The organism is Oscillibacter valericigenes (assembly GCF_016902445.1).
GTDB lineage: Bacteria > Bacillota > Clostridia > Oscillospirales > Oscillospiraceae > Oscillibacter > Oscillibacter avistercoris.
Map to the genome: position 1 here is coordinate 40,753 of NZ_JACSNX010000013.1, position 26,234 is coordinate 66,986.

The 26,234-nt window shown below is 63.5% G+C and carries 26 protein-coding genes and 1 pseudogene; 19 read left to right on the forward strand and 8 right to left on the reverse strand.

Translation table 11 applies throughout. The features are described from left to right. Positions 1–3: 3 nt before the first annotated feature. The 14 genes and pseudogenes from H9X91_RS09225 (at position 4) to H9X91_RS09290 (ending at position 10,935) form a co-directional block, all read left to right on the forward strand. Entirely contained in the window at positions 4–573 is a 570-nt protein-coding gene (locus H9X91_RS09225) for a putative phage tail protein (protein WP_204804533.1), read from the forward strand. Positions 574–765: 192 nt separating this feature from the next. Next, positions 766–1,938, forward strand: a complete 1,173-nt coding sequence (locus H9X91_RS09230) for a sigma factor-like helix-turn-helix DNA-binding protein (protein WP_204804534.1) — start codon at positions 766–768, stop codon at positions 1,936–1,938. Then, a complete protein-coding gene (locus tag H9X91_RS09235; protein ID WP_204804535.1) occupies positions 1,938–2,234 on the forward strand; it encodes a hypothetical protein in 297 nt (98 codons plus the stop codon). Before H9X91_RS09230 ends, H9X91_RS09235 begins: the two co-directional genes overlap by 1 nt. Beyond that, positions 2,231–2,695 (forward strand): hypothetical protein, encoded by a 465-nt coding sequence (locus tag H9X91_RS09240; RefSeq protein ID WP_204804536.1) that lies wholly within the window; start codon positions 2,231–2,233, stop codon positions 2,693–2,695. Before H9X91_RS09235 ends, H9X91_RS09240 begins: the two co-directional genes overlap by 4 nt. Then, positions 2,688–3,176, forward strand: coding sequence for a carbohydrate-binding protein (locus H9X91_RS09245; RefSeq protein ID WP_204804537.1), 489 nt, complete (start codon positions 2,688–2,690; stop codon positions 3,174–3,176). Before H9X91_RS09240 ends, H9X91_RS09245 begins: the two co-directional genes overlap by 8 nt. Further along, a complete protein-coding gene (locus tag H9X91_RS09250) occupies positions 3,173–3,481 on the forward strand; it encodes a hypothetical protein (protein ID WP_204804539.1) in 309 nt (102 codons plus the stop codon). The genes H9X91_RS09245 and H9X91_RS09250 overlap by 4 nt, the downstream gene beginning before the upstream one ends. A 43-nt stretch (positions 3,482–3,524) precedes the next feature. After that, complete coding sequence (locus tag H9X91_RS09255) at positions 3,525–3,860, forward strand: hypothetical protein (protein ID WP_204804541.1); 336 nt, start codon at positions 3,525–3,527, stop codon at positions 3,858–3,860. 1 nt (position 3,861) lies between these two features. Then, a complete protein-coding gene (locus H9X91_RS09260) occupies positions 3,862–4,092 on the forward strand; it encodes a hypothetical protein (RefSeq protein WP_338111969.1) in 231 nt (76 codons plus the stop codon). Between the two features lies 1 nt (position 4,093). Then, positions 4,094–4,948, forward strand: coding sequence for an N-acetylmuramoyl-L-alanine amidase (locus H9X91_RS09265; protein WP_204804543.1), 855 nt, complete (start codon positions 4,094–4,096; stop codon positions 4,946–4,948). 611 nt (positions 4,949–5,559) lie between these two features. Then, a complete protein-coding gene (locus tag H9X91_RS09270; RefSeq protein WP_204804544.1) occupies positions 5,560–6,372 on the forward strand; it encodes a transporter substrate-binding domain-containing protein in 813 nt (270 codons plus the stop codon). Positions 6,373–6,390: 18 nt separating this feature from the next. Continuing rightward, a complete protein-coding gene (locus H9X91_RS09275; protein ID WP_204804545.1) occupies positions 6,391–7,083 on the forward strand; it encodes an amino acid ABC transporter permease in 693 nt (230 codons plus the stop codon). 5 nt (positions 7,084–7,088) lie between these two features. Further along, a pseudogene (locus tag H9X91_RS09280) lies at positions 7,089–7,805 on the forward strand (amino acid ABC transporter ATP-binding protein); the annotation flags it as partial. Between the two features lie 509 nt (positions 7,806–8,314). Next, positions 8,315–10,270, forward strand: coding sequence for a sensor histidine kinase (locus tag H9X91_RS09285; protein ID WP_204804546.1), 1,956 nt, complete (start codon positions 8,315–8,317; stop codon positions 10,268–10,270). Continuing rightward, a complete protein-coding gene (locus H9X91_RS09290) occupies positions 10,267–10,935 on the forward strand; it encodes a response regulator transcription factor (RefSeq protein WP_204804547.1) in 669 nt (222 codons plus the stop codon). Before H9X91_RS09285 ends, H9X91_RS09290 begins: the two co-directional genes overlap by 4 nt. Positions 10,936–11,092: 157 nt before the next feature. On the opposite strand, the gene H9X91_RS09295 is transcribed toward H9X91_RS09290, so the two are convergent. From H9X91_RS09295 to H9X91_RS09315, 5 genes are read right to left on the reverse strand one after another with little or no spacing between them, the layout of a single operon-like run. After that, entirely contained in the window at positions 11,093–11,500 is a 408-nt protein-coding gene (locus tag H9X91_RS09295; protein WP_204804548.1) for an ATP-binding protein, read from the reverse strand. Further along, positions 11,493–13,127 (reverse strand): PP2C family protein-serine/threonine phosphatase, encoded by a 1,635-nt coding sequence (locus H9X91_RS09300; RefSeq protein ID WP_204804549.1) that lies wholly within the window; start codon positions 13,125–13,127, stop codon positions 11,493–11,495. The genes H9X91_RS09295 and H9X91_RS09300 overlap by 8 nt, the downstream gene beginning before the upstream one ends. Further along, a complete protein-coding gene (locus tag H9X91_RS09305; RefSeq protein ID WP_204804551.1) occupies positions 13,124–14,794 on the reverse strand; it encodes a GH3 auxin-responsive promoter family protein in 1,671 nt (556 codons plus the stop codon). Before H9X91_RS09305 ends, H9X91_RS09300 begins: the two co-directional genes overlap by 4 nt. Positions 14,795–14,812: 18 nt before the next feature. Next, complete coding sequence (locus H9X91_RS09310; RefSeq protein ID WP_204804552.1) at positions 14,813–16,567, reverse strand: MATE family efflux transporter; 1,755 nt, start codon at positions 16,565–16,567, stop codon at positions 14,813–14,815. Positions 16,568–16,587: 20 nt separating this feature from the next. Beyond that, complete coding sequence (locus tag H9X91_RS09315; protein ID WP_338111970.1) at positions 16,588–16,899, reverse strand: STAS domain-containing protein; 312 nt, start codon at positions 16,897–16,899, stop codon at positions 16,588–16,590. Between the two features lie 376 nt (positions 16,900–17,275). Here H9X91_RS09315 and H9X91_RS14630 point away from each other — a divergent pair, with 376 nt between their 5' ends. Continuing rightward, positions 17,276–19,957, forward strand: a complete 2,682-nt coding sequence (locus tag H9X91_RS14630; RefSeq protein ID WP_204804553.1) for an ATP-binding cassette domain-containing protein — start codon at positions 17,276–17,278, stop codon at positions 19,955–19,957. A gap of 222 nt (positions 19,958–20,179) precedes the next feature. Here the strand turns inward: H9X91_RS14630 and H9X91_RS09325 are convergent, their stop codons facing one another. The 3 genes from H9X91_RS09325 to H9X91_RS09335 all read right to left on the reverse strand — a co-directional run bounded on the left by H9X91_RS09325 (position 20,180) and on the right by H9X91_RS09335 (position 23,674). After that, positions 20,180–21,328: an aldo/keto reductase gene (locus H9X91_RS09325; protein WP_204804554.1), complete on the reverse strand. Its 1,149-nt coding sequence runs from the start codon at positions 21,326–21,328 to the stop codon at positions 20,180–20,182. Between the two features lie 353 nt (positions 21,329–21,681). Continuing rightward, a complete protein-coding gene (locus tag H9X91_RS09330) occupies positions 21,682–22,974 on the reverse strand; it encodes a zinc ribbon domain-containing protein (protein WP_204804555.1) in 1,293 nt (430 codons plus the stop codon). A 1-nt stretch (position 22,975) separates the two neighbouring features. Then, the gene (locus H9X91_RS09335) at positions 22,976–23,674 is read right to left on the reverse strand and encodes a serine/threonine protein kinase (RefSeq protein ID WP_243414505.1); all 699 of its coding nucleotides are present in this window, start codon (positions 23,672–23,674) and stop codon (positions 22,976–22,978) included. 128 nt (positions 23,675–23,802) lie between these two features. On the opposite strand from H9X91_RS09335, the gene H9X91_RS09340 reads away from it, so the two are divergent. From H9X91_RS09340 to H9X91_RS09355, 4 genes are all read left to right on the forward strand, one after another. Beyond that, the gene (locus tag H9X91_RS09340; RefSeq protein WP_204804557.1) at positions 23,803–24,228 is read left to right on the forward strand and encodes a helix-turn-helix domain-containing protein; all 426 of its coding nucleotides are present in this window, start codon (positions 23,803–23,805) and stop codon (positions 24,226–24,228) included. A 99-nt stretch (positions 24,229–24,327) separates the two neighbouring features. After that, entirely contained in the window at positions 24,328–25,614 is a 1,287-nt protein-coding gene (locus tag H9X91_RS14810) for an SHOCT domain-containing protein (protein WP_243414506.1), read from the forward strand. A 24-nt stretch (positions 25,615–25,638) separates the two neighbouring features. Continuing rightward, complete coding sequence (locus H9X91_RS09350; RefSeq protein ID WP_204804559.1) at positions 25,639–25,965, forward strand: SHOCT domain-containing protein; 327 nt, start codon at positions 25,639–25,641, stop codon at positions 25,963–25,965. Positions 25,966–26,035: 70 nt separating this feature from the next. After that, positions 26,036–26,234 (forward strand): hypothetical protein (locus H9X91_RS09355; protein WP_204804561.1); only part of this gene is annotated, 199 nt, incomplete at its 3' end.

Consider the following 26,234-nt stretch of genomic DNA (forward strand, 5'->3'; position numbering starts at 1 on the left):
CACATGAGCAGCTTGCCGCCCCGGCAGCGGGTACCGGATCGGTATTACCGGCATCCCCAGACGGCGGCCATCCTGGAAGCCCTGGAGGACGAAAGCGACCTGTCCGCGGGGCAGGTGGACGACCTGCTGGATCAGTTTTTCGTGGAGACCGCCACCTGGTCCCTGTACCTTTGGGAGGAAAAGTACGGGATCACCGTGGATGAGAGCAAACCGCTGGCGGACCGTCGGGCGGCGGTGCGGGACAAGATGACCGCCGCCGGCAATACCACGGCGGAGATGGTGCGCCAGCTGGCCATGGCCATGACCGGGTACGAGGCCCGGGTGGTAGTCAACTCGGCGGATTACAGCTTTTCGCTGGAGTTTCTGGGGGAGTCCAACACTCTGGCGGATATCGACGTCAGCCAGGTGCAGAACATGGTGGAGCAGATCAAGCCGGCTCATCTGCGGTTTATCATCAGCGGCCTGACCTGGGCGGATGTGGAGAGCGTGCTGCTCACCTGGCAGTGGTTTGAGGACAACCCCACCACCTGGGAGCAGTTCGAGAGCAAGTTCTGCGTCCACGCCAAGGAATGACCCTCTGCCCCGGGTCAGCGCCGACCACCCAATCCCCAGCCCCGTACCTTATGCCCATGCAGGGAGCGCCAAACGGCCGTCTTCCGGTTGCCCTACGGACAACCATCCGGGCTGGGACACCCCTGCACAGCAGGGCCGAGAGGGGTATCCCCTTTTTGGCCGGCGCTGACCTGGGACAGAGGAGTCATCACAATGGATTACGCAGCATACGAGGCGGACCGCAAAAAGCTGGCCGCCAGGATCGTGGCCGTCCGGCAGATCATCCAAGACACCACGGACCCCCAGGAGCGCATCCGCCAGACGGAGCGGCTGCGCATCCTCCAGGGGATGTATAGGGACACTCTGGACAACCTGGAGCGGCTGCGGCCGCCCCAGGAGAAACACCGGAAGGAGCGGCACCGAAAGATCTCTTTGGACGCCTTCTCCTGGGACTTCCTGGAGCGGACCAAAACCACCTTTGCCGACCTGGAGGGGACCACCTGGCAGGCGGCGGAAGCGGGCGGCCTGACGGCCAAGCAGGCTGCCGCCCTGCAGAAAGTCCTCCAGCGGGCGGTGGAGAAGCTCAGTGACCGGCAGCATACCTATTTCTTCGCCCACATGGAGGGGCAGACTATCGCCCAGATCGCTGAAAGTCACGGCGTCAATCCCAGTACGGTCAGCCGGACGGTCGCCCGGGCGGAGAAGATCTTGTTCCACACCATCTGTGCTCACGCTTTCGTGGGAGAGTGCATTTCCCAGGACGGTGTGGACCTGCTGCGGCTGGCCACCCGGGCCAATCTGCTCACCCTCCGCCAGCGGGAAATGCTGTACTTCCTGCTGACCGACGGGGTCAGCATCCGGGAGATCAGTGAGATCGTCCACCGTGACCGGAGCACCGTCTGCCGGAGCAACGCCGCGGTCCTGCGAGGCTTTGCAGGCGTCTGCCTGGACATGGCGGAGGCCGTCCCCCGGAAGATCGCCCGGGCGGACTGGCCCGGCGGCTCCGAGGCAGAGATCGCCGCCATGCTGGGCCTGCCCAAGGGGTTTTACTATCGGTTCGTCTGTAGGGATGAGCGGGTGGGCCCCTACACCCGGTATGAGTATGAGATTTTGGCCCGCCGGGGCATGACGGTGCGGGAGGCCGCGGCAGACCTGGGGATCTCCCCCGGGACCGTCAAGCGATATTGGCAGCGGTACCCGGACGCGGATCTCTCCCAGTTGCACAGACCCGTGCCCTATTCGCCGTCTGCGCCACGATATGTAGAGGGGACACCCTCTATCCGAAAGGCGCTGTCCACACTGTCGAGCAACGGGAACACCATCGGGGACGCCGTGTCGGCGGAAACGTATCGCAAGATGCTGCGGATCAGCGGGGGTGAGGCGTGATGCTGTATGTCCATAAGGAGAGCCGCGGAGTGCTGCAGGCAGCCAACCGGCCGCCGGGCCTCTCCCCTGTGGAGTGGTGGGAGGTGCGGGAGCGCACCGCCCTGGGGCGGAAGATCCTAAAATACTACCCCTGCTTTGACGCCGTGACAAACGAGGACGGAGCCCTGCTGGATATCACCCGCTGGGGCAAGCGTCGGATCAAGCGCCTGGATCGGGGCGGGCCTGCGGATCCCAAGCGGGACTGGCGGCACCGCCACGATAAAACATCCAGATATTACAGGAGGAAATGCGAATGAGTTTTTTCACAAAGAGCTGGAAATTTGACGGGGTCCAGGCGGCCTTTGTCATGCGGGGCAGCCAGAACGGCCGGTACCTGGTGAAATTTGAGCGGGAGTTTGCTTCATTGGAGGACATCGAGGGGATCAACTGGACAAAGCCCGCCATTGAGCACACCAATCCCCAGTGTCCGGACGAGTTCGGCTTGCCGGTGGGCTATGGGTTTACCGTTGCAGGGATCACCTACGACAGCAAGACCAAGAGCTACACCGTGGAGCTGCAGGTGGCGGATCAGTTCCTGGGGGACGTGACTCCCTACCAGGAGCAGATCGCACAGCTGGAGAGCGAGGCGGCCGAGAAGGATGCTGCCATCGCTGAGAAGGAAGCTGCCATCAAGGCCCTGGAGGCTGGCGGTACCGCCGAGGCCGTGAAGGCCGATCTGCAGGCCGCTTATACGGAGGGGGTGGAGAGCAATGGCTGATATCGTCACCATGGCCAAAGACGAGTTGCGGGCCAAGGGCAAGGCAGACGCCGCGGCGCTGGCCGCCCGGGCCGCGTCCGGCGAGGCAAATGACCAGGAGCTGTTGGACAATCAGTCTATGATCCCCACCTGGCGCTCCAGGGACTTCTCCCAGGTACCTGTTGGAACGCCTTACCAGTGGGAGGGCGTGATTTACAAACTGCTACAGCAGCACGATGCCACTGGAAATGAGAGCTGGACCCCGGACACGGTGCCGGCCCTGTGGGCGGCAGTCTCCAAGCCCGGCGAGACCGGCACTGCGGACAATCCCATCACGGCCGCCCGGGGGATGGAATACCAGTATGGCCTCTACTACCTCGACCCGGAGGACAGTCAGCTCTATCTCTGCACCAGGACCGGTGAGGCGGAGGGCGGCAAGGTCATCCTCCAGTACCTGCCCCATGAGCTGATCGGGCAGTATTTTGAGGAGGCGGGCCAGTGACATCGGAGGTCATCTGTGCGCTGATCGCCGCGGTGGCCACCGTGGTAGCAGCCCTGGCGGAGCACCGGAGCCGGCAGAGCGCCAAACGGTCGGAGATCCGGGCGGCCCGGCGGGAGAAGGAGAGCCGGCTGGCCATGGATCTGATGTACGCCAACTGCTCCTTGTCCCTGACCACCGCCAAGAAGCTGGCGGGAATGCACACCAACGGCGACGTGGAAGAGGCCATGGAGGCCGCCAGAGCCGCCCAGGAGGCATATCAGGACTTCGCCCGGGACGAGGCGGCTCACCAATTTTCTAAGGTTTAATACCCGGCCGATGGCCGGCATTTTGAAAGGAGTACATAAAACAATGAAGGATCTGGAAAAAACTCTGCTTGACTACACCAAAGGCGAGAAGACCCTGGAGGAGACCAACGAGGCCCTGAAGGAGATGGGCAGCAACCTGACGCTGAACCCCGCCCGGAACCTCTTCTCCGCGCAGGAGCTGATGGAGACCCATGTGGGCGAGACGCCGGACGAAGCCAACGGCTGGGGCATCATGGACCACGGCGTTGGCTGCCTGGAGAAAGTCCATGTAGTGGACGGGCGCACCGTGGATGTGAACATGGGCGATGAGATCGCCTTCGTCTACATGGCGGGCAAGCGCTACCGCCTGCGGGGCGACGTGCTGATCGAGGAGGACTGAGATGGAACTGCTGAAAAAGCGGCTGGCGAACCTGCTGGCTGTTAAGAGCATCGTGACGATTGTACTCACCTGCGTCTTTGCCTATCTGACCTGTACCGGCGGTGTGACCGCCGAACAGTTCCTGACGGTGTTCACCGTGGTGATCGCCTTCTACTTCGGCACTCAGGCGGAGAAGCGGCAGCAGGCCGCTGTGTCCGAATCGGACACGCAGCAGACGGATCAGGCGGCGTGACATGAGGTATATCGTAACAGCCCAGAGCGGCCTCAACATCCGGACGGGGCCGGGCACGAACTACGACAAGACCGGCGGGTACTCCTACGGCGCTGTGGTGGCCGTGGAGGCCACCCGGAATGGCTGGGGACAGACAGATCGGGGCTGGGTGTCCATGGACTACCTGCGGCCTGTGGAGGCCGCCGACGAGGGCCTGGTGACCGACACGGGGCTGCGGATCATCCAGGACATCCTGCCCTCCGGCGCCAAAAACCGGCCGGGCGGCAGCAATCCGGACACCTATATCACCATCCATGAGACCGGCAACTTTGCCAAAGGCGCCGACGCTGCGGCCCACGCGGCATATCTGCGGGGCAGCTCCGCCCAGGCGGCTCCGGTGAGCTGGCACTACACGGTGGACGACCACAGCATCTACCAGCACCTGCCGGATGACGAGCGGGCCTACCACGCCGGGGACGGCGGCAGCGGCCCGGGCAACGCCTCTTCCATTGGCATCGAGATCTGCGTGGACGCCGGCGGGAATTTTGAGCAGGCTAAGGCCAACGCGGCGGCGCTGGTGCGGCTGCTGATGGCCAGGCACGGCATCCAGCTGGACCACGTGGTCCAGCACAACCGCTGGACCGGCAAGGACTGCCCCAAGACGATCCGGGCCACAGCGGGCGCCTGGGAGGCCTTCCTGGCCCTCTGCGGCGGTCAGGGGTCCCAGGGCTCGGACCCGGAGCTGGAGGCCGCTGTGGACGCGCTGGCGGGCGCAGAGATCATCAATAGCCCGGCGCGATGGAAGGCACTGGACTACACGGCTAACACGGTGCGGCTGCTGCTGATCAAGATGGGGAAGTATGTCCAAGGCGATTGACGGCAGCTGTTGTACACACTTTTATACACACTTCGAGTTGACGACATGTAAATTCAAGTCACAAAACGTGTTCAATAATTTCTAAAGTCACAATAAGTACAAACAAATTTACCTGCAAAAAAATAATGTCACTGGTTCGAGTCCAGTAGTCTCCACCATAAAAAGGCCACACCTGATGGGTGTGGCCTTTTTATGGTATCCGTGGAAATTTGAAATGCTCGGCGGAAGTGAATTCCGCCTCCGCCAAGGTTTTGCCTGCGGCGAAACGCTTGTACGGCGCAAACGCGCCGCCCTGCCATACGGCCTCCGTCTCTTTCGTGAGCACAAGGCATCCATCCCCCTGGAACCGCAAGATTCCAGGGGGTTTTTGTTCCCGGCACACGCCGCGCTCCCCTTCCCATACCGGCGAGGGGAGCTCTCTGTCCTCCGGCCGGGCCGGACGGAACGCGTTTCCGCCACGCCTTCAGGGAACTTTACAATTGTGTAAGGTTCGCTGTTTTGGCCGTTTCTATCGGTAAGATGATATCAGCGGGCGCACAGGCGGCTGCCGGCGCTCCCCGGCACACGAGAAGCGGACGTCCGGGGTCCGGGCGGATGGAAACGGAGGAAGTATGCGCAGAAGGAAACGGGTCATATGCTGGCTGCTCTGTCTGCTGGCAGCGGCCAGCGTGCTCATCGGCTGCGACGGCAGAGGAGCCGATACGGAACTCGACATCAGCGACTGGCAGTCGTGGCGGATCGGCACGCCGCTGGCCTGGAGTTCGGACTACTATCTGTCCGAGCAGGTCCGCATCCCCCACCTTTATCTTTACGACAGCATCGGCGACTGCATCATGGCTCTGCGGTTTGGATATGTGGACGCCATTGCCGTGGATGCCCTGTACGCCTACAGCATGGTGGCGGAGTATTCCGATCTGGTGATCCAGAACGAGCCCATCGGAGAGGACTCCCTGGTGGCCTACATCACCAACGCCCGCCGGGACATTCTGGAACAGATGAACGCATACATCCCCAAGCTGAAGGCCAGCGAGACCTACGCGGACATGGTGGAGCGGGCCAACGCCGAGGAGTTCGTCCCCAACACGGATATCCCCCAGGCGGAGGACGGGGAGGTGCTGCGGGTGGCCATCAACACCGGCGGCAGCGGCTATCCCTATACCTACTACGACTTTGTCACAGAGGAGCCCCAGGGCGTGGACATCGAGTTCATCAAGCACTTTGCCGCAGAATACGGCTACACCATCGAATGGTTCGACAGCAGCTGGGACGCCTGTTCCCTGGCCATCGCCAATGGGGAGGTAGACGTCTTTGTGTACGCCATCTCCAGCTACTATGCCGGAGAGGTGGAGGCCATGGGGACCTGTCTGCACTCAGATTCCTATTTTGATCTGGACCTGGTGCTGGTGACCCAGGAAGAAACATGAAACAGGAGGGAACACGCCATGGCACTGATCGAATACTTGCAGAAATCCATTTACATGAACCTGATCTATGAGGACCGGTATCAGCTGATCCTGTCCGGTCTGTGGGTCACGCTGCTGCTGACTGTCGTCTCCTTTGTCCTGGGCACCGTGCTGGGCATGGCCTTCTGCGCCGGCAAGGGGAGCCGGAACCGGGTGATCCGGGGATTCAGCAACGGCATCACCGCCCTGATGGTGAAGCTGCCGCCTCTGGTGCTGCTGATGATCTTCGCCTACCTGATCCTGGCGGACACCAGCTTCAGCGCCGAGGTGATCTCCATCATCACCTTCACCCTCAAATGCGCTTCCCACTTGTCAGAGATGTTCCGCTCCGCAGTGGACTCTGTGGCTGTCGGGGAGATCGAGGCGGCGCGGACCCTGGGCTATTCCAGATGGCAGGCCTTCTTTCAGGTCGTGTTTCCCCAGGCCCGCCACCAGGTGATGCCCCTGTACAAGACCCAGTTCGTGCTGACCATGCAGGACACCTCCGTGGTGAGCCTTCTTGCGGTGCAGGACATGACCCGGGCAGTCACCGTCATCACCTCCCGCACCATGGATCCCATCATCTCCCTGGTGATCACCTCTGTGGTCTATCTTCTGCTGGGCTTTGTCGCCAACCGCATGCTGAGCCTGACGGACCGGAACAAACACCTGGAATGCAAGGAGGTGGTCTGATGTCCGTGATCCATATCGAGGGCCTTTCCAAAAGCTTCGGCAGCAACCTGGTCTTTCAGGATATCCATGTGGACATTGAACAGGGCGACTGCATCTCGGTGATCGGCCCCTCCGGCTGCGGGAAGAGCACGTTCCTGCGCTGCATCAATCTGCTGGAGCGGCCCACCGCGGGAAGCGTGTACATCGACGGGCAGGAGATCACCGCAAAAGGCGCCCCCCTGGACCAGATCCGCCGGAAGATGGGCATGGTGTACCAGACCTTCAACCTGTTTTCCCACAAGACGGTGCTGGAGAATGTGATGATGGCCCCCATGCAGCTCCAGGGCCTTTCCAAAAAGGAAGCCTTTGATCTGGCCATGGAATGCCTCACCCAGGTGGGCATGGCGGAGCGGGCAGACTACATGCCCTCGCAGCTCTCCGGCGGGCAGAAGCAGCGCGCCGCCATTGCCCGCTGCGTCGCCATGAAGCCGGAGATCATCCTCTTTGACGAGCCCACCTCCGCCCTGGACCCCACCATGGTGGACGAAGTGCTGGCGGTCATCCGCCGCCTGGTGAATCGGGGGATGACCTGCGTCATCGTCACCCACGAGATGAATTTCGCCAAGGCCATCAGCTCCCAGGTAATCTACATGGACGAGAAGGGGATCTACGAGATGGGGCCCCCGGCCCAGATCTTCGACGCCCCGAAGCGGGAGCGGACAAAGGCCTTCATCAACCGGCTGAAGACCTTCCAGCAGACCATCACCGACCGGAAGTTCGACATCTACGGTCTCAACGGCGCCGTCGTGGAGTTCTGCAGAAGGCAGTTCGCCACGGAAAAGCAGATCTACCGGGTGCAGCTGGTGTTGGAGGAGCTGCTGATCAACATCATGCTCCCCCAGATGAAGGGGGAGCGGATCGCCATCGACGTGACTGTGGAATACAGCATGAAGGACAGCGTCCTGTCGGTCTTCGCCGCCGCAGATCAGGAGTTCTCTCTGGAGGAGCAGGGCGGAGACGACCTCTCCCTGTCCATGCTCAAGGCCGTCAGCACCGACATCGTCCGCGAGGCAAACGGCGTCAGGCTGTTCCTGTAAACGGTCCGTCCCTCCCTCCTGCGGGGCTCCGCAGTTGAAAAGGCCGGGGCGAACAGATATAATGGTGAAAAATGCCGGAGCCGCGCTTCCTCCGGGACGTCTCCGGTCCGGGGAAGCGCATTCCGGAGAGGCAGGCGGAAAGGAGGCAGGGCAGGATGCTGGCAGAAAAGAGCCGCGGCCGCAATCTGCAGCGGCTGCTCCCGGCGGCAGCCGTGCTGCTGGTCATACTGGCCGTGCATCTGTTTCTCGAACGGGGGCCGGACCATGTCGTTGAGATCCGCCCGGTGGACGGTATGCTGGATATCACCGGAGTCGACTTGTCCCACGAGGTCGCCAACGTGGACAACAGCTGGGACTTTTACCCCAACGCCCTGTACACCTCTGCAGACTTTGCCGCCGGCGTCGGCAGGCCGGTCCCTGAGGCGGGCGATCCCGATGCGGGCAGTGAGCCCCGGTACGGTACGTACCGCCTCATCATCAAAGCCCGGCCGGAGCAGTACTACGCCATCTGCTCCTATTCCATCGACTACAGCACCCGGGTCTTCGTCAACGGCACAGAGGTGGCCAGCTTCGGCACCGTGGCGGACAATGCCGCCGCGCACGTGCCCCAGGTGGGCTCCATGACCATCCCCCTATACTCCGGGGCGTCCGGAGAGGTCGAGGTCATCTATCAGTTTTCCAACTTCGTCCACCGGGACGGCGGCTTCATCCAGCCCACCTATCTGTCCACGCCCCAGAACATCGAGGCCTTCAAGGCAGACAACGACCTGGCTTCCCTGAGTCTCAGCAGCGGGCTGCTGGTGCTGTTTCTGTACTTTCTTCTGTGCGCCGCGCTGCAGCGGCGGGGCACTTTTCTGCTGCTGGCCGTCTGCTGTCTGATGATGGCTCTCCGGGACCAGAACTTTCTGGTGGTCCATGCGCTGCCGCCCGGCACCTCCTGGTATCTGACTTACCGGATCTTCATGACCGTGACCGCTCTGCTGCCGGGAATGGTGCTCCTGCTGCTGGGGAGCCTGTATCCCGGCACCGTGAAAAAGCGCCTCACCATTCTGCACGCAGCCGCTATGGGGATCGCTGCGGCGCTCACCGTCGTTCTGCCCACCTTCTGGCTGGTGACGGTGTGCACGGCGGCCTGGATCTGCGCGATCCCGTATCTGTTCTGTCTGATCTGGGGCATCACGCGGCATTATCTGCGGCGGAAGTCGTTCCAGCTCGTGGATGCGCTTGCGGCGGGCGGCGCGGCCATGCTCATCCTCTCCATCCTGATGGAGGCGGCCTATGTCAACAACAGCTCGGCGGTCAGCCACTATGGGATCATGCCCAGGGGGATGCTGATCTTCGACCTGCTCATTGCGGCTTCCATCAGCCTGCGGGCCAGGGAGCAGGAGGCGGCCCTGTCCGAGAGCCGCAGCCGCAGCGAGCTGCTGGAGCGGATGAACGCCATGAACCTGGACTTCCTGCACCAGGTCGCGCACGAGCTGAAAACGCCCCTGACCGTCATCTCCGGCTACGCCCAGCTGACCGGCCTGCAGATGTCCACCGGCCATATCAGCAGCGAGACGCCGGAAAACCTGAAGGTCATCCGCAGCGAGGCCCTGCGGCTGGCAGATATGGTGACCAAGCTGCTGGAGTATTCCTACGGCAAAACCAGTGAGGCCCAATTCGCCACGGTCGAGGTGGGCCCGCTTCTGGAGAGCGTCCGGGCCATCTGCACCCCCATGTGCCTGAAAAACAGCAACCGTCTGGACCTCTCCGGCGGGACCTGCGCAGATGTATGCGGCAGCTGGGAGCTGCTGCTGCAGGTCTTTATCAATCTGGTGATCAATGCCAACCGCCACACCCAGGACGGCGTCATCACCATCAGCGCGTCGGACCGGGAGCGCCGGGAACACGTGGTGTTCCGGGTGGAGGATACCGGGAGCGGGATCGACAGCGCGCAGCTGCCCCACATCTTCGAAAAGGGCTACAGCGGCGACGGGGGGAGCGGCCTGGGCCTGTCCATCTGCCGGGAGGCGGTGGAAGCCCACGGCGGGATCCTGGAAGTGGAGCGCACCGGTCCCGATGGGACCGTCTTCATGTTCACCGTTCGGAAAAAGGAGGCAGCGCCATGAGCACGATTCTCCTGGTGGAAGACAACCCCCACATCATGAAGATCAACGCCGAGGCACTGAGCATGTACGGCTATGAGATCCTGCAGGCCGCCACTGCCCGGGAATGCCGCCAGGCCCTGCGCTGGCATCCGGTGGATCTGGTGGTGCTGGACATCATGCTGCCCGACGGCGACGGCGTGGAGCTGTGCCGGGAGCTGAAGGAGCAGTATCACACACCCATTCTGTTCCTCAGCGCCCTGGGAGAGAGCCGGGACGTGGTGGAGGGCCTGCGGGCCGGGGGCGACGACTATCTGGCCAAGCCCTATGACCTGGAGGTGCTGGCAGCCCGGATCGAGGCGCGGCTGCGGCAGGAGCGGGCCAAGAGCCGCCACATCAGCTACGGCAGCCTGCGGCTGGACATCTTTGCCGGCTGCGCGTATCTGGGAAGCGCCAATCTGCAGCTGACCCAGAAGGAGTTCGCCGTGCTGCTCCTTCTGGTCCGCAACGCGGGGCGCACCGTCTCCAAGCAGGAGGTCCTGATGGAGGCCTGGAACACCACCGCGGAAGACGACAGCCGGGCCCTCTGGACACTGATCTCCCGGCTGCGCCGGAAGCTCAACAGCCAGGAGTCCCGGATCGAGATCTCCTCCAAGCGGGGAGACGGCTATACGCTGGAGCAGATCTGACTCCCGGACGGCCAGCATCCCATTTCTGCGGGAGCTGCCGGCGGCGGATACGCGGCCTGCCGGTGCGGACGGCCAAAAAAGCAAGCGGGCGCTTTCTCAAGAGAAAGCGCCCGCTCTTTTTCCGGTGGTTCAGCTGCAGAGGGCTCGCCGGCGGAGCCTATCCGTTTTTCCGCAGGGTGAGGATGTTCTGCCCGTCCCGGTATTCGTATTGGATGTCGTCCATCAGCCGCTTCGCCATCAGGATGCCCAGGCCGCCGATCTGCCGCCGCTCCGCATCCAGCGTCACATCCGGGTCCGGCCGGTCCAGGGGGTTGAAGGGCCGCCCCCGGTCGGCAAAGCCCACGACGATCCGGAAGGGGTCACCGCCCGCCTCGCAGCGGATGCTGGCCTCCCCCGCCTCCGGGTGGTAGGCATAGCGGGCGATGTTGACAAAGATCTCCTCCACCGCCATGTCCACCTGGGTCATCAGCTTCAGGGGGCAGCCGGCCTGTTCCATCTGTCCGTCCACAAAGCGCAGGACGGTGTCCAGGCTGTCCAGGGCCGCCGCGACAGTGATCTCAGCCATGTTCATCCCTCCCGGTGGTTTTGTTGATCCGCAGCAGCAGCATGGTGATGTCGTCCGCCTGTTCCGCTCCGGCGGCAAAGGCGGCAATGTCCCGGCGCAGCAGATCCAGCTGCTCTGCCAGGGGACGGCCCTCCAGATCCCTCCCGCGGAAGAAGGCCCGGAGCCGTGCCTCAGAGTACAGGGCGTCCGCCGGGTCCAGCGCCTCGGTGACGCCGTCGGTGTAGCAGAAGATGCTGTCCCCGGGGCAGAGGACGATCTCCTGCTGCTGGTAGCGCACACCCTCCAGCCCCGCCAGAACGAAGCCGCGTTTGCTGGGCAGCCAGTCATACGGCCGTCCCCCCAGGGCGGCCAGGGGCGGGTTATGTCCGGCGTTGACATAGGTGAATCGCCCGGTGGAGATCTCCAGAACGCCGAGGAACGCGGTGACGAACATCCCCGCCTCGTTATTCTCGCACAGCTGGCGATTCACCGTCTCGAAGACCTGGTCAGGCGCCATGCCGGTCTGCGTGTGGTTCTTGATGAGGGTCTTGACGATCACCATGAACAGCGCCGCCGGCACGCCCTTCCCCGACACATCGGCGATGACCACCGCCAGATGGTCCTGGTCCACCAGGAAGAAGTCGTAGAAGTCGCCGCCCACCTCTCTGGCGGGGGTCATGGTGGCGTAGATGTCGAACTCGTCCCGCTCCGGGAAGGGCGGAAAGATCCGGGGCAGCATGTCCGCCTGGATCTGCGTGGCCACGTTCAGCTCTGTGCCGATGCGCTCCTTCTCCGCGGTGACGGCAGTGAGGTTTTCCACGTACTGCACGATGTCCGTCTCCATCCTGCCGATGGCGCGGGCCAGCGTGCCGATCTCGTCCTTCTTCCGGATCTGCTCCAGCAGGTCCAGCCGGGCCACATTGTCCTCGGCAAAGCGCCGGGCCTCTCCGGCGATGGTGAGGATGGGCGAGACCACCTCCCGGCGGAGGAAGCCGATATAGACCACCAGGAACAGGACTACTGCCAGCACCGTGATCCCCATGACATTCCACACGTAGGTCTGCCGGGCGTTTTCCAGGGCCGTCATGGCCTTTTCCACCCCCAGGAAAGCCACGATCTCCCCGGCGGAGTCCTTCACCGGGATCCCCGCGGTGGTGTGGGCGCCGGAGGCCTGGGTGTAGGAGTAGAAGTAGACCGCGCTGCGCTCTCCGGTGGTCATGATCTGCTCCACCTCGTCCTGGTAGGCCGGGTCCATATCCTGAGCGGTGTAGCCCAGCGCATAGCGGGTGAAGCCGCTGTCCGGGTGCACGGCATCAAAGATATAGGTGCTGGTGGTGTAGTCGTTGGAGAGGCGAGTCACATAGATGAGGTAGCTGTTGGTGGAGACTACCAGGGCGTCCAGCCGGTCCTGGATCTCCAGATAGGCCGCATCGATCTCTCCGGTCTCCAGATAGTGCTCCAGCCGGTCCGGATCCAGGTAGCTTTTGGCGGTCTCCGCGATCTCATAGGCGGAGCGGTTGTACTCATCCTCCAGCACAGTAGTAAACTCTCGGTAGCCCATGTAGCTGATGGCGGCGCACAGCAGCACGCTCAGCAGCAGCACGCTGGTGATGAGCTTTATGGAGAGTCCGGAGATCTTCTCTTTCATGCTTCCCCCATCTTCTCAGATCCATCCGCAGCCGCGGCAAAAAAGCGCCGGCTCTCCGCATCCCGCAGGATCTGCACAGGCTTGTACTGGGCCATGGTCCGGCCGCAGCTGGCCAAGACCTCCTCATAACGCCGGAAGCTGCCGGGCGGCAGGAATCGGACGCAGGCCGGAGCGATGTCCCCCATGGCACGGCATCCCCGATAACCCAGGCTCGCCTCCTGCAGGCACCGGTCCAGCAGCGCCCCGGCGTTCTCCAGCCGGGGGCTCTCCAGATAGAACAGATATCTGCCCGGCCGGAGGGAATAGTCCTCCTGGGCACAGAAAGCGGCAATGGGGAGGCCTGTACGTGCACGGAACCGCTCCATGGCGTCCCGCAGCTGCTCGGTGTTCAGCTTCTCATCCGCCACATTCAGAGCCTGGTTGAGCCGGTAGCAAAAGCGGACCACCGGGGCCTGCCCGAAAAAGCCCACCACCTCCAGCACGTCCTGCATCCGGTAGCGGTAGAGACCGGAGTGGTTGGTAAAGACCAGCTCGTATCGCCTCCCCACCTCCACCTGTTCGATGGTCCGGGGCGGCCCCGTCTCCGCCGGAACAGGCAGAAACTCAAAGAATCCCGCCTCCGGCAGCAGGATGTAGGCATCCGGGACGCCCACCCCCGCCGCGATGCTGAGGAAGCCCTCCGATGCGCCGTAGATGAAGTGGTGGATGGGCACGGAACCGGCATATCGCTCCATGGCCCGGGTGTAAACGGGAAAGCTTTCCCCGCCGATCCCCAGGATGTACCGGATATCCGGCCAGATCCGCCGCACCATGCCATCCGGGCAGAGATCCGCCCGGATGAGCCGCAGTTCTTCCGCCCGCAGGGGGTCCGGGGGCAGCCAGCGGCGGAGCTTTTCCCGCCAGGTCGCGTCCAGGGGGATCCTGTCATCCACGGTGCCTGCCGCCATGTCCCGCAGCAGCAGATCCCAGTGCTCCCGGATATAGTCCAGAACGCCCACCGCCCGGTGGAGAAAGACGCTGTGGATGGCGGTGAGCCCCCGCTCCGCCAGGGCGAAGCGGACCTTCATATATGTCAGGTCCTCCACCCGCTCCGGGAAGAGGACCTCCTTGGGCACGCAGTAGTCTGAGGCGTCGAAGCCCCCCTCCCTGTCCAGCCACTGGTACAGGGAGGCAGACCGGACGCCGCACATCCGGCCTCCCGGCAGGTGGGTCCTGGCGAATTCCCCCACCTGGAAGATCTTCCCGAAGAGCGCCTCCGGCGGCATCTGCGGGAAGTGCTCCCGCACCATGCCGTAGACGCCCCAGTGGATGCAGTCGCGGTGGATGCACATGTCCGTCTCAGTCACCGGAACGTACTTGGGGGTGCCAGTGCTGCCGGAGGTGATGGCAAAGTAGACCGGCTCCTCCGCTGTCAGCTGCCGGGTGCCGCCGGAGAGGAGCGTCTGGATGTAGGGCTCATAGTCCCGGTGGCAGGAGAGCGGGACCCGGCTCTGAAAATCTGCCAGGGAGCGGATGCCGGAAAAGCCGTGGCGCAGGCCATATGCCGCTGCGGCATTCTGCTGCAGGATGGTCTGCAGCTGCTCTCTCTGGATCTGCCGGGCGGCGGCGGCAGTCTGTCTCAGTCTGGCCATGGCCGCCGCTCCCTGCGAAATGTAGTCCGTCTTCATGCTTGCCTCTCCTGTCGCTCAGAGCAAAAGCTGCACCGTGTTCACGCCGAAGGTCCTCTGATAGACCACCTGCTCCATCATGCCGGCGATGAGCTGGATGCCCAGGTACGCATCACCGGAAGTCCGCCGCGGGTCAAAGGGGTCATAGGCCCGCCCGTCATAGCGGATGCGGATGCCCATGGTCCCCTGCACAGAGAAGACCCGCACATCAAAGTGGACGGCCGTGTCCGGGTTCTCCTGTACGATCCTGGTCATGACCTCCTCAATGGCCAGGCTGAAGCGCATGACCTGCCGGGGCTCCATGCGGTTCTCCCGGCAGAAGCCGGCGATCTTGCCGCTGGCCTCGCAGATATGCGCTGTGTCTCCGGCCACGGAGAAGTTCGCCACCTGTCCGCCCTCCTCCAGGGACCGGTCCATCAGCAGGTACCGGGTCCGTTCCGGATGCCGCCTGCGGAAGAGGGAGACGGCGAGGGCCCACAGGGCCAGGGTGACGGTCTCGCTGAGGATCAGGAACCACCAGGGACTCAGGCCGAGTGCCAGCGCGGCGCAGAGGCTCACAGCGGCCGCCAGGAACACCCGGCAGGTGATGATGGCATTGGCCCAGCCCACGTGGCCGGAGATGTTATAGTATCCGGAGAGGATGCTGCACCCCAGGGCCGGGAACATGCCGGCGGAGAGGCACACCATGGCAGGGCGCAGAGATCCGCCGGGCAGGCCGTAGGCCAGGGCGATGGCATCGGCGCCGAGGATCGCCGCAGCGGCAAATATCCCGCAGCAGAACAGGCCGGTGCGCAGCTCCCGCCGGATCAGCAGAGCGGCGCTGTCGTTGTCCCGCTCACCGCTGTAGATGCCCAGCATGGCCGAGGCGGCCTGCGGCACCCCGTCCACCACTGCCAGGGAAAAGGCGCTGATACAGTTGACCGCAGTAAAGACTGCCACCAGCTCGCTGCCCCCCGCTCCCATCAGCAGGGCATTCACCGTCAGCATGCGCAGGGTCTGGAGCAGATTGTTCAACGCGGACGGGCTCCCTGTCGCGGCGATCTCCCGCCAGTCCTCCCGGGCGGTGAGCCCGGACCACCCCAGATGGAAGCTGCTGTCCCGGCCGCATAGCCAGCAGAAGCCCATGGCACAGGCCGCCGCCGTGGCGATGACGCTGGCCCAGGCAGCTCCGCCGATCCCCATGTCCAGGGGATAGAGGAAGAGCAGGTCCAGTGCTGCGTTCCCTCCCCCCATCACCAGCATCATCCGGGCCACCAGCTTTGTCCGCCCGTCTATGCGGAGGAACCAGAAGGGGATATAGATCAGGATCTTCGGCAGCGCGCCCAGCAGCGTGATGGTGGTATACTCCCGCACCAGAGGCCGGATGGCCGGATCCGCGCACAGCAGGGCGGAGAGCGGACCGCCGAGGGCGAGGCCAGCCGCAGTCATCAGGCCGGACACAGCCAGGCAGGCCCAGACCGCCGTGTGATAGAGTCTCTGGCTCCGCTCCTGCTGCTGGCGCCCGATGGCCTTGGCTGCCTGGATAGCAGTGCCGGAGACCAAAAAAGATCCCGCCACGCACAGCACCAGGTACACCGGGACACACAGGCTGATGGCGGACAGGCCGTCTGTCCCGATCCGCTGCCCCACCAGGATCCCATCCACCAAAATATTGATGTTCTCGCTGAGGATCGACAGGACACAGGGCAGAAGGGCCCGATGAAAGGCTCTGCGCAGGAATGCCTCATCCTGTCTCAGATCGCTGCCCCGGTCCTGTGCCGCTGTATCAGCCATGGGACGTCTCCTCCTCCACGTCAGACGATGGTGAGGATCTCCACAAAGCCAGTGATCTCAAAGACCTCCATGATGGTCTCATTGACGTTTCGGATGGTCATCTTCCCCTGCCTGCTCATCGTCTTCTGGGCGGCCAGCAGCACCCGCAGCCCCGCGGACGAGATGTACTCCAGGCCGGAAAAGTCCAGCTCCAGCTCCGAGATGCCGGAGAGCGAGGTCTTGAGCTCCGTCTCCAGCTGCGGCGCCGTGTTGGTGTCCAGGCGGCCCTCCAAGGCAATGCGCAGCGTGCCGTTTTCCGCAGTTTTTGTAATGGTCATGGCGATCTCCTCCATATGGTTCACTCCTCCCGCCGGTGCAGAAGGGCGGCTTGTACGCAGGCCCGATGCCGGCGTTCCGATCCTGTGCAGGGCGCTCCCCGGCATTTCCGGCGCCGCCGGTGCAAGACGCCCTCCGCCGCGGACATACAATTTCCCTTTTTATCTTATCACCAGAGGGCAAGCAGGGGAATGAACCTTACAAAATTGTAAAGTAAGCGCCGCTTTCCAGCTGGTATGATATATTTTTTTCAACGGTGTCGTTTGCTCTCAGGGCGTGGAACGGCAGCGGTCCGCCGCAGCTGCTCCGCGGCCAAGTGACGGCCCGGCCTCGATATCATCGCGGCAGAGAGCGCGTCCCTTTTCATTGAAGATCCGGAGAGGAGTGAACGGCATGAGAACAGACAGGATCTGGAAAAAAAGTGCCGTCGTCTGGCTGCTGTGCGCAGTGTGCCTGATGACAGCTGCCTGCAGCAGTGCCGGCAGCAGCGCCGGCACTGACAGCGGCGAGGCCATCGATCTGAACGCACCGGACGCCGTGATCGCCGCCGAGGTGGGGACGACCACCGAAAGCGACGCCCGCAGCGCCTATCCAAACGCCCAGATCGTCTATGTGAACAGTGCCACTGACGGCCTGCTGGCCGTCACCTCCGGTAAGGTGGACGCATATGCCATGAACCTGACGGCCTATGAGAGCAGCGTGGAGTCCCAGCGCAGCGATGTGACCCTCCATCCTGACGGCGTCGTGGGAACGGGCGGTGACGTGGCGGTGGGCATCAGCCCGGTGACGGAGCTTTCCAATGCGGCGGAGCTCATCAACGGCTTCATCGCCGAGATCAAGGCCGACGGCACCCTGGATGACATGAACCGCCGCTGGGAGACGGAGCACGACTATACGATGCCGGAGATCCCCGTGCCGGAGAATCCGGACTTCACCATCCGGGTCGGCACCACCGGCGCCGCAGAGCCCTATTCCTTCTATCAGGACAACGAGCTGGTGGGCTTTGACCTGGAGCTGATGTACCGCTTCGCCCTCTGGTGCAACGCGGAATTGATCATCGACGTGTACGACTGGTACGGCATCATGCCCGCCTGCACCTCCGGCAAGGTGGACTACATCATGTCCAACCTCTTTGCCACAGAGGAGCGGCGGGAGGCCATGGACTTTTCCGACCCCTACAAGATCGTCCGGACTGTCATGGTCGTGGCCAACGCGGAGGCTCCTGCGGAGGAGGGCTTCCTGGACAGCATCCGATCCAGCTTTGAAAAGACGTTCATCCGGGAAAACCGCTGGCAAATGATCCTCAGCGGCCTGCTGGTGACGCTGGAGATCTCCCTGCTCTCAGGGATCCTGGGCACGGCGCTCGGCTTTGGCCTGTGCCTGCTGCTGCGCAGCCGGCGCCGTGCGGTGTCCGGTGCGGCCAGAGTCTTCTGCCGGATCATGGAGGGCGTGCCCAACCTGGTCGTGCTCCTCATCGTGAACTTCGTCATCTTTGCCTCCTCCGACATCGAGCCCATCGCCGTGGCAGTGATCTCCTTCTCCGTGATCTTCGCCGTAGCCGTGGCCGGGACCCTGAACACCGGCATCAACGCGGTGGACAGCGGCCAGTGGGAGGCGGCGTCCGCCCTGGGCTTCGGCAGGGCTGCCAGCTTCCTCCATGTGGTCCTGCCCCAGGCCGTCCGCCATGTGCTGCCGATCTACAAGAGCGAAGTGGTGTCCATGATCAAGATGACCTCCATCGTGGGCTACATCTCCATCCAGGACCTGGCCCGGGCAGGGGATCTGATCCGCAGCCGCACCTTCGAGGCCTTCTTCCCCCTGATCGCCACAGCCGTCATCTACTTCGCCATCTCCTCCGCCGTGGCGGGAGCCATCGGCAGGATCGAGCTGAACATCGACCCCCGCCGCCGTCCCCGGCGGCTTCCCAAGGGTGTAGTCGCGGCTGACCGCCCGGCCGCTCCGGCCGCCCCATCCCAGGTGTTTGAGGAGGGCGAGCTCATCCGGATCGAGCACCTCAAAAAGGCCTTCCCCAACGTCACCCCTCTCACGGATGTGAACACCTCCATCCATCGGGGAGAGGTCATCACCATCATCGGCCCCTCCGGCACCGGAAAATCCACCCTCCTGCGGTGCGTCAACCGGCTGGAGACGCCCACATCCGGCGCCATCCTGGTCCACGGAGAGAACATCTGCGACAAGAAGGCGGATCTCAACGCCCTTCGCCGCCGCATGGGAATGGTGTTTCAGCAGTTCAATCTTTTTGACCACCTGACCATCATCGAAAACATCATGCTGGCGCCCACTCTGATCCGGAAGATGCCCCGGCAGGAGGCCTACGAAAAGGCCATGGGACTTCTGAAAGCCGTTGGCATGACGGAGAAGGCGCTCAGCTACCCGGACGAGCTCTCCGGCGGTCAGAAGCAGCGGGCGGCCATCGCCAGGACCCTGGCCATGGAGCCGGAGATCGTCCTCTTTGACGAGCCCACCAGCGCCCTGGACCCCACCATGGTGGGTGAGGTCCTCACGGTCATCCGGCAGCTGGCGGCCCGGGGCCTCACCATGATGATCGTCACCCACGAGATGAAATTCGCGCGGGACGTGTCCACCCGGGTGTTCTACATGGATCAGGGCGTGATCTACGAGGACGGCGCTCCAGAGGAGATCTTCGAGCACCCGGAGCGGGATCTGACCCGGGCGTTCGTCAAGCGTCTGAAGGTCCTCTCGATCACCATCACCAGCCCGGACTACGATTTCATCGCCGTCACAGAGCAGCTCCAGCAGTTCGGCGAGAAGCAGCTCATGCCCCGCCGCCAGCTGGACAACATGCGCCGGGCCTTTGAAGAGATCTGCGCCACCAACGTGATCCCCAACAGCGCCGGCGACTATGAGCTGCACATCACCGCCGAGTACTCCGAGGAGACCGGGAAGGCACAGATGCGCTTCACCTGGGGCGGAGCGCCCTTCAACCCCCTGGAGGAAGGCGACGAGCTCTCCGTAAAACTCCTGCAGGGCTACTTCTCCGAGTCCCAGTACCGGTATGGGGATAACGAGAACGATCTGACCGTGTTCCTGTAAGGCAGCACCGCTTTCTCAAAAATGCAGATCCCTGCCGGCTCAGGCCCGGCCGGGCGTTCTTCACAAAGATAATCTCCGGCCCCTCCGGTGGTCTCTTCCGGCGGAAGGCCCTGGGACCGTAATGGTCCCAGGGCCTTTTCCCATCTCAACGGATGGGGTCTCCTCTGGTCATCCATTCAAAAGATCCCGGGATGCCGCTCCTTATCCGCCGGCCTCCCAGGCTCAGCTTCCGAACACCTCTGCGGCCCGGCGCATATTCTCCATCACCGGGACGCCGAAGGGGCACCGCTTCTCACACGCCCCGCAGGAGATGCACTCCCCGCCGTGGTGGGGCAGCACGGCGTAGTGCTCCCGGACCGTCTCCGGCAGCTCCCCCTGGGCCCGGGCCAGATTCAGGAACTTTGTGACGCCGGCCACGTCGATGCCCACAGGGCAGGGGGCGCAGTGTCCGCAGTACATGCAGTGGCCCACCCAGCTGATCTTGGGCAGGGCGGCAAACGCGGCGGCATAGTCCCGCTCCTCCTCCGTCGCCGTCTCATAGGCGATGCTGGTCTTCAGCTCCTCCAGATTCCGGGCGCCGGACATGACGGAGGCCACGCCGGGCCGGGTCAGGGCGTAGTGGAGGCACTGACAGAGCGTCAGGGCCTTTCCCGCCGGGGAGAGCTCCGCGCTGAGCAGGTTCCCGCCGCCGAAGGCCTTCATCACCGTGATGCCCACCCCCAGCCGCTGGCAGGTCTCGTACAGCGCCTGCCGCTGGGGGGCCATGTTCACCAGGGGCTGCTCATAGTTCTTCTCGTTCCACAGCTGCTCCACGTCCTCCCCCGCGGGCTGGAGGTCGTAGCAGGGGTTGATGCTGAACATCAGCACCTCGATGGCACCGCTGTTCACCGCCGCCAGGGCCACCTCCGGGTTGTGGCTGGAGAGGCCGATGGCCCGGATCACGCCCTGGGCCTTCAGCTCTCTGGCGTAGTCCAGGACGCCGCCGGTGCGCACCGTCTCCCAGTCGGCCAGGGAGTCCACATAGTGGATCATGCCGATCTCCGCATGGTCCGTCTCCAGCCGCCGGAGCTGGTCGCTGAAGCCCTCCTTCACCTCCGCCAGATCCCGGGTGCGCTTGTACTGCCCGTCCTTCCAGATGGTGCACAGGTGGGCCTGGAGGACGAACTTCTCCCGCCGCCCCCGCAGGGCCCGGCCCAGGTTGGAACGGAACTCCGGATTGGGGGTGTACAGGTCGATGCAGTTGACCCCGCCCGCCTCCATGGCGTCCACCAGCTTCTCCACCTGCGCATAGGGCTTGTCCACAAAGCCCTCACAGCCCATGCCGATCTCGCTGACCAGCAGGCCGGTCTTTCCAAGCTGACGATATTCCATTTTACCGCCTCCATGTCTGTTTTCTGATACTTTATCGCATTCCGGCCGGTTTTGCAACCGCCCGGCGGTCTCCGCCGCTTTCGTTCTGCGCAGGCAGCACGAGCGCCGGGCCGGAGTGTCCTCCTTGCCCCGGCGTGATGGAAGGATCTCCATCCGGGACTCGCTGCGCTGCCGGCGGGCGGGTCCTTCGGCGTGCCATGCGGTCTGCCGCACGCCAAAAACGTGCCGGAGGATGTGCTGCGGTTTTTGGATCTGGTCCGAACGCAGCTGGCAGAGGCCCCTGACCGGTGCTGTCTTCCATACAATGACCGCCGCCGGACCCGGCCGGGTCCGGCGGCGGTCAGTTTTTTCAGTTACTGGAAGGTGGCCTGGGAGAGGTCCAAAGGCTGGCCGCAGGGGTTATCGATGTCCGTGCCGTTGCCCACAAACCGGCAGCCGGACAGTTCCAGAATGTCCTCCGTGGGCTCCCCCTCGATGAGGATGGCCGTGCCGTTGTGGAGGAAGGTGTTGTCCGGGGAGACGCCGTTGAAGAAGCTTACCTGGTTGGTGTTGTAGTGGACGGCCATGTCGTTGCCCTCAAAGAAGCAGTTGGTGTAGGCGATGCCGCCGGGGTACCCAGAGCCATGACTCAGGATGGCAGTCTGCCACCCGGTAAAACGGCAGCCAATGGTCCAGGTCCGCCGGGCGGTAGTCAGAGCCATCCCGTCGCCGCTGCCCGCGAAGTCGATGTCATAGAGATAGGTGATCCAGTTGACGCCCCCCGGGTTCACCTGGACGGTGCCGGTAAAGGTGGTGCGGCCCTCTCCATCCGTATTGCCGTACAGGTTCACCGGCCGTTCGGTGATGGACAGAGTCCCCTCATAGGTGACGGCAGGCAGGTGGATGTTCACCACGTCGTATTCTCCCACCCGGTCCCCTATGGAGTCCACCAGAACCTGAAGGTCCTCTGTGGTGTCCATGGGCACGTCCTCCGGATAGATGTCCACGGTCTCGATCAGGTCCACATTGAGTGTCTGATGGAGCAGGATCACGTCCCCGTTGTCCATGGTGATGGTCCAGGTGCCCTGGGCGGAGTTCTCCCGGCCCAGAAAGTGGGTAAAGCTGGTGAGGGCGGCGTCGGGGGCATAATCGTCGTAGGCTGGCGGGTCGTAGGTGATGTAGCCGGAGGGATCGTCCGGCGTGTCAAACTCTGCCGTGACCGACGCCACCTTCCGCAGAAAAATCTCCCCGGCATTGGTGCCGGTGTCCTTGTGGTGGATGAAAAGGCAGACGGGGAAAGTGTACTCATCGTCTTTTTCCGCTTGCTGGGTGATGACGGGGGCGGGGTCATAGGGAGTATCCAGCCAGCTCAGGAGGAGCTGATAGGTGCCGTCCTCGTCGGTGTAGATCACCTCTCCCGTGCCGCCGTCGTCGTAGACCTGGGGCCGGGTGGAGAGGTACCAGCCCGCTCCCGCCGCCCCCAGCGCCAGGGCCAGGAGCAAGATGGGGAAGGCCCTGCGCAGGGCCTTCCGCCATCGGTACGATGGCGGCGAAACCTTCTGCCGCTGGTTGACGCTCCGGGCGCAGAAGGGGCAGAAGGAGGCCTCCTCCGGCAGCTCCGCGCCGCAGTAGGGGCATGTGCGCCTGGTCGTTCGATCCTGTTGCATATCAGAGAGCCTCCATCAGCTGCAGCACGCTCTGGTACCGCTTTTTGGGGTTCACCTGGGTGCACCGGGTGACGATCCGCCCCATCCGGCCCTCCGCCAGCTTTTTGGAGGGGTGCTCCCCGGTGAGCATCACGTTGATGAGGATGCCGGTGGCGTAAATATCCGTCCGGGTGTCCGACTGGGACAGGCCGTACTGCTCCGGGGCGGCGAAGCCGGCGGTGCCCAGCACCTGGGTGTCGGTGTCCTCCTCCGGCTTGTAGAGCCGGGCGGCGTCGAAATCGATGAGGACGGCCTCGCTCCCCCGGAGAATGATGTTCTCTGGCTTCACGTCCCGGTGGACGGCGGCCAGGTCGTGGAGCACCCACAGGGCCCGGCAGACCTGGTCGACGACGCTCCGGGTCTCTTCCACCGTGAACAGGGCGCCCTGCAGCAGATCCCCCAGATTGTCCCCCTGGATGTACTCCTCCAGCACCAGGTTCTCCTCCCCCTGGGAGGCCACCTCATACACCGCAGGAAGATTCCGGCAGGTACAGTGCAGCAGCCGCCTGTAGACCTCGGCATTGCCGGTGAAGCGGCGCAGGACGAACCGCTGGCCGCCGGCCTCGTGCCGCAGCAGATGCACACTGCCCCGCGGGCTTCTCTTCAGCAGCCGTTCTTCCCGGAACGCCTGCTTCAAAGCGGTCAGCAGCCACTCGTACATCTCCATTCCCCTCTCACAAAAAAAGCCGATACCCTATGCAGCCAGCATATTGTATCAGCCTGCAAAGCGTTGTAAATTTATAGATAGTATATCGCATCTTCTGCATAAAGTCAAAGGAGGTGAGTGGAATGCGGGAAAGATCCACCGATGACCTTGGTCAGGAGCTGATGGGTGCTCCCAACATCGACGCCTATATCCACAACAACGAGGCCTTCTTTTCCGAGCAGAACATCACGGAGTCTCTGGCGGAGCTGTATGAGCGGAAGGCTGTTTCCAAGGCCGCCCTGGCCCGGAAATCCGGCATGAGCGAGGTGTATCTCCACCAGGTCTTCTCCGGGCGGCGCAATCCCTCCCGGGACCGGCTGCTGTGCCTGTGCATCGGGCTGGAGGCCACGCTGGAAGAGACGCAGTGCCTGCTGAAGCAGTCGGCCTACGCCCAGCTGTACCCCAAGAGCAAGCGGGACGCCATCATTACATACGGCATCCTGCACCACATGGAGCTGCACGCCATCAATGACAAACTGTTCGCAGAAAACGAAAAGACCCTGTTCTGACCGGATCCCGCGTCCCCGCGCTGCAGCACAAGTGAGAATTGAGAAAGGAAAGGACCTCCCCGCCCGCTCTCTGCGGGCTGCGGAGGCAAGGTGACGAAAATGGTACAGAAAAATACGATCTCGAACAACGTGATCGGCGGCATCGCCGCAGCAGTGGCTGCGGTGTTCACGCTGAAAACGGTGGTGGACTACATCCAGTCCATGGAGTACCTGCCGGAATACTACACAGTGGGCGGCCTGCTGTGGAATCTCCTGACGCTGGCGGCCCTGGCCTTCCTGGCTGTGATGCTGCTGATGAGGAAAAGGTCCGCCCTCATTGCCGTGGGCTTCGGCGTGATGGCAGTGGGAGAGCTCCGGGCACTGCTGACCCCGCATCTCTCCTTCGCCAACCGCCTGGCCGAGCTGCTGATGACCCTGGCTCTGGTGGGCATCACCCTGATGGCCGCGGCCCTGCTGTCGAATGCCCTCCCCGCCCTGCGGGACACCGCCCGGAAGGCCTGGTTCGTCCCCGCGGTCTGCGTGGTGGCTGCCGCCGCGCTGATGTTCCTCTCCTATGTGTGGGATCTGATCTTCGGCTGGTTCGAATTCGGCCTGTTCCTCCGGCTGCTGTTTACCCTCATCATCTCCTACGGCCTGGTGGCCGCAATCCTGCTGTTCTCCGCCGCCTGGTTCACAGCGCCGGAGGGCCAGCTGCTGCCCACCCTGCCCAAGGCGCCGGTCCGGACCGCTCCCGCTGCCGGCGCATCCTATGGCACCGGCGGCACCGCCGGGTATCAGGGGCCTTCCTACAACCCCGGCCCTGCGCCTTCCGCCGCCCCCGGCGAGCTGGAACCGGAGACGTACTGCAAGCTGTCCACCCACGTGCTGCTGCTGATCTTCACCTTCGGCATCTGGTACTTCATCTGGATCTACCGCACCACCCGGCGGCTGAACTGCGTGGCTGACGAGCCGCCCCGCGATCCGGTGAAAAAGCTGCTGCTGTGCATGTTCGTCCCCTTCTACGGCATTTACTGGATCTACAAGAGCGCCCAGCGCATTGACAAGCTGGCGGCCGCCAAGGGCATTTCCTCCGACCTCTCCACCCTGTGCCTGATCCTGGCCATCTTCGTCGGCATCATCCCGCCCATCCTGATGCAGGATAAGCTGAATGCCATCGTCGTCACCAAGGCCCCCATGGGCGATATGCCCTTCTCCCCGCCGCAGCAGCCCCAGCAGCCGCAGGCCGCGCCCTATCAGCCGCCGGTCCAGACCCCGCCCCGGCCGCAGGCCGCTCCGGTGGTGCAGGACGCGGCGGACGAGATCCGCAAGTACAAGGAGCTGCTGGACATGGGTGCCATCACCCAGGAGGAATTCGACGCCAAAAAGCGGCAGCTGCTGGGCCTGTGAGCCCTGCCGGAAGGGGAGTTCTGGATGGAATTTCTGGTAGCCTATCTGATCTTCTGCCTGATCATCGCCGCCGGGCTGGGGGTGATCCCCGCCTATATCGCCCGGGACAAGGGCTACTCCTTCGGCAGGTGGTGGTTCTACGGCTGGATGCTGTTCATCGTGGCCATGATCCACATCAGCCTTCTGCCGGACAAAAACGCCCGGCCGGCGCCTCCGCCGTCCCCGCCGCCCCGCAAGCCGCCGGCCTGGGGCGCGGCGGACGAGATCCGCAAGTACAAAGAGCTGCTGGACAGCGGCATCCTCACCCAGGAGGAATTCGACCGCAAGAAGGCCCAGCTGCTGGATCTGTGAGCCTGTGCGCGGACAGGGCGGGAGTTTTCCCGCCCTCCCGCTGTTATTATCCAAGATAGGAGTTTTCGGAATGTCTGCTGACCCTTCCATCAAACATCTCTGCTACAACTGCTTCCAGGAGCGGGAGGTCCTGGAGGGACCGTGCCCCTACTGCGGCTTCGACCTGGCTGAAAATGAAAAGAAATTCCCCGTGGCCCTGCGGGCCGGGACGGTCCTGAACGGCCGCTACATTATCGGCCGGGTGCTGGGCCAGGGCGGCTTTGGCATCA

Coding starts and splice junctions, on each gene's coding strand:
- H9X91_RS09225 (WP_204804533.1), top strand. CDS start 4: ATGAGCAGCTTGCCGCCCCGGCAGCGGGTACCGGATCGGTATTACCGG.
- H9X91_RS09230 (WP_204804534.1), top strand. CDS start 766: ATGGATTACGCAGCATACGAGGCGGACCGCAAAAAGCTGGCCGCCAGG.
- H9X91_RS09235 (WP_204804535.1), top strand. CDS start 1,938: ATGCTGTATGTCCATAAGGAGAGCCGCGGAGTGCTGCAGGCAGCCAAC.
- H9X91_RS09240 (WP_204804536.1), top strand. CDS start 2,231: ATGAGTTTTTTCACAAAGAGCTGGAAATTTGACGGGGTCCAGGCGGCC.
- H9X91_RS09245 (WP_204804537.1), top strand. CDS start 2,688: ATGGCTGATATCGTCACCATGGCCAAAGACGAGTTGCGGGCCAAGGGC.
- H9X91_RS09255 (WP_204804541.1), top strand. CDS start 3,525: ATGAAGGATCTGGAAAAAACTCTGCTTGACTACACCAAAGGCGAGAAG.
- H9X91_RS09260 (WP_338111969.1), top strand. CDS start 3,862: ATGGAACTGCTGAAAAAGCGGCTGGCGAACCTGCTGGCTGTTAAGAGC.
- H9X91_RS09265 (WP_204804543.1), top strand. CDS start 4,094: ATGAGGTATATCGTAACAGCCCAGAGCGGCCTCAACATCCGGACGGGG.
- H9X91_RS09270 (WP_204804544.1), top strand. CDS start 5,560: ATGCGCAGAAGGAAACGGGTCATATGCTGGCTGCTCTGTCTGCTGGCA.
- H9X91_RS09275 (WP_204804545.1), top strand. CDS start 6,391: ATGGCACTGATCGAATACTTGCAGAAATCCATTTACATGAACCTGATC.
- H9X91_RS09285 (WP_204804546.1), top strand. CDS start 8,315: ATGCTGGCAGAAAAGAGCCGCGGCCGCAATCTGCAGCGGCTGCTCCCG.
- H9X91_RS09290 (WP_204804547.1), top strand. CDS start 10,267: ATGAGCACGATTCTCCTGGTGGAAGACAACCCCCACATCATGAAGATC.
- H9X91_RS09295 (WP_204804548.1), bottom strand. CDS start 11,500: ATGGCTGAGATCACTGTCGCGGCGGCCCTGGACAGCCTGGACACCGTC.
- H9X91_RS09300 (WP_204804549.1), bottom strand. CDS start 13,127: ATGAAAGAGAAGATCTCCGGACTCTCCATAAAGCTCATCACCAGCGTG.
- H9X91_RS09305 (WP_204804551.1), bottom strand. CDS start 14,794: ATGAAGACGGACTACATTTCGCAGGGAGCGGCGGCCATGGCCAGACTG.
- H9X91_RS09310 (WP_204804552.1), bottom strand. CDS start 16,567: ATGGCTGATACAGCGGCACAGGACCGGGGCAGCGATCTGAGACAGGAT.
- H9X91_RS09315 (WP_338111970.1), bottom strand. CDS start 16,899: ATGGAGGAGATCGCCATGACCATTACAAAAACTGCGGAAAACGGCACG.
- H9X91_RS14630 (WP_204804553.1), top strand. CDS start 17,276: ATGAGAACAGACAGGATCTGGAAAAAAAGTGCCGTCGTCTGGCTGCTG.
- H9X91_RS09325 (WP_204804554.1), bottom strand. CDS start 21,328: ATGGAATATCGTCAGCTTGGAAAGACCGGCCTGCTGGTCAGCGAGATC.
- H9X91_RS09330 (WP_204804555.1), bottom strand. CDS start 22,974: ATGCAACAGGATCGAACGACCAGGCGCACATGCCCCTACTGCGGCGCG.
- H9X91_RS09335 (WP_243414505.1), bottom strand. CDS start 23,674: ATGTACGAGTGGCTGCTGACCGCTTTGAAGCAGGCGTTCCGGGAAGAA.
- H9X91_RS09340 (WP_204804557.1), top strand. CDS start 23,803: ATGCGGGAAAGATCCACCGATGACCTTGGTCAGGAGCTGATGGGTGCT.
- H9X91_RS14810 (WP_243414506.1), top strand. CDS start 24,328: ATGGTACAGAAAAATACGATCTCGAACAACGTGATCGGCGGCATCGCC.
- H9X91_RS09350 (WP_204804559.1), top strand. CDS start 25,639: ATGGAATTTCTGGTAGCCTATCTGATCTTCTGCCTGATCATCGCCGCC.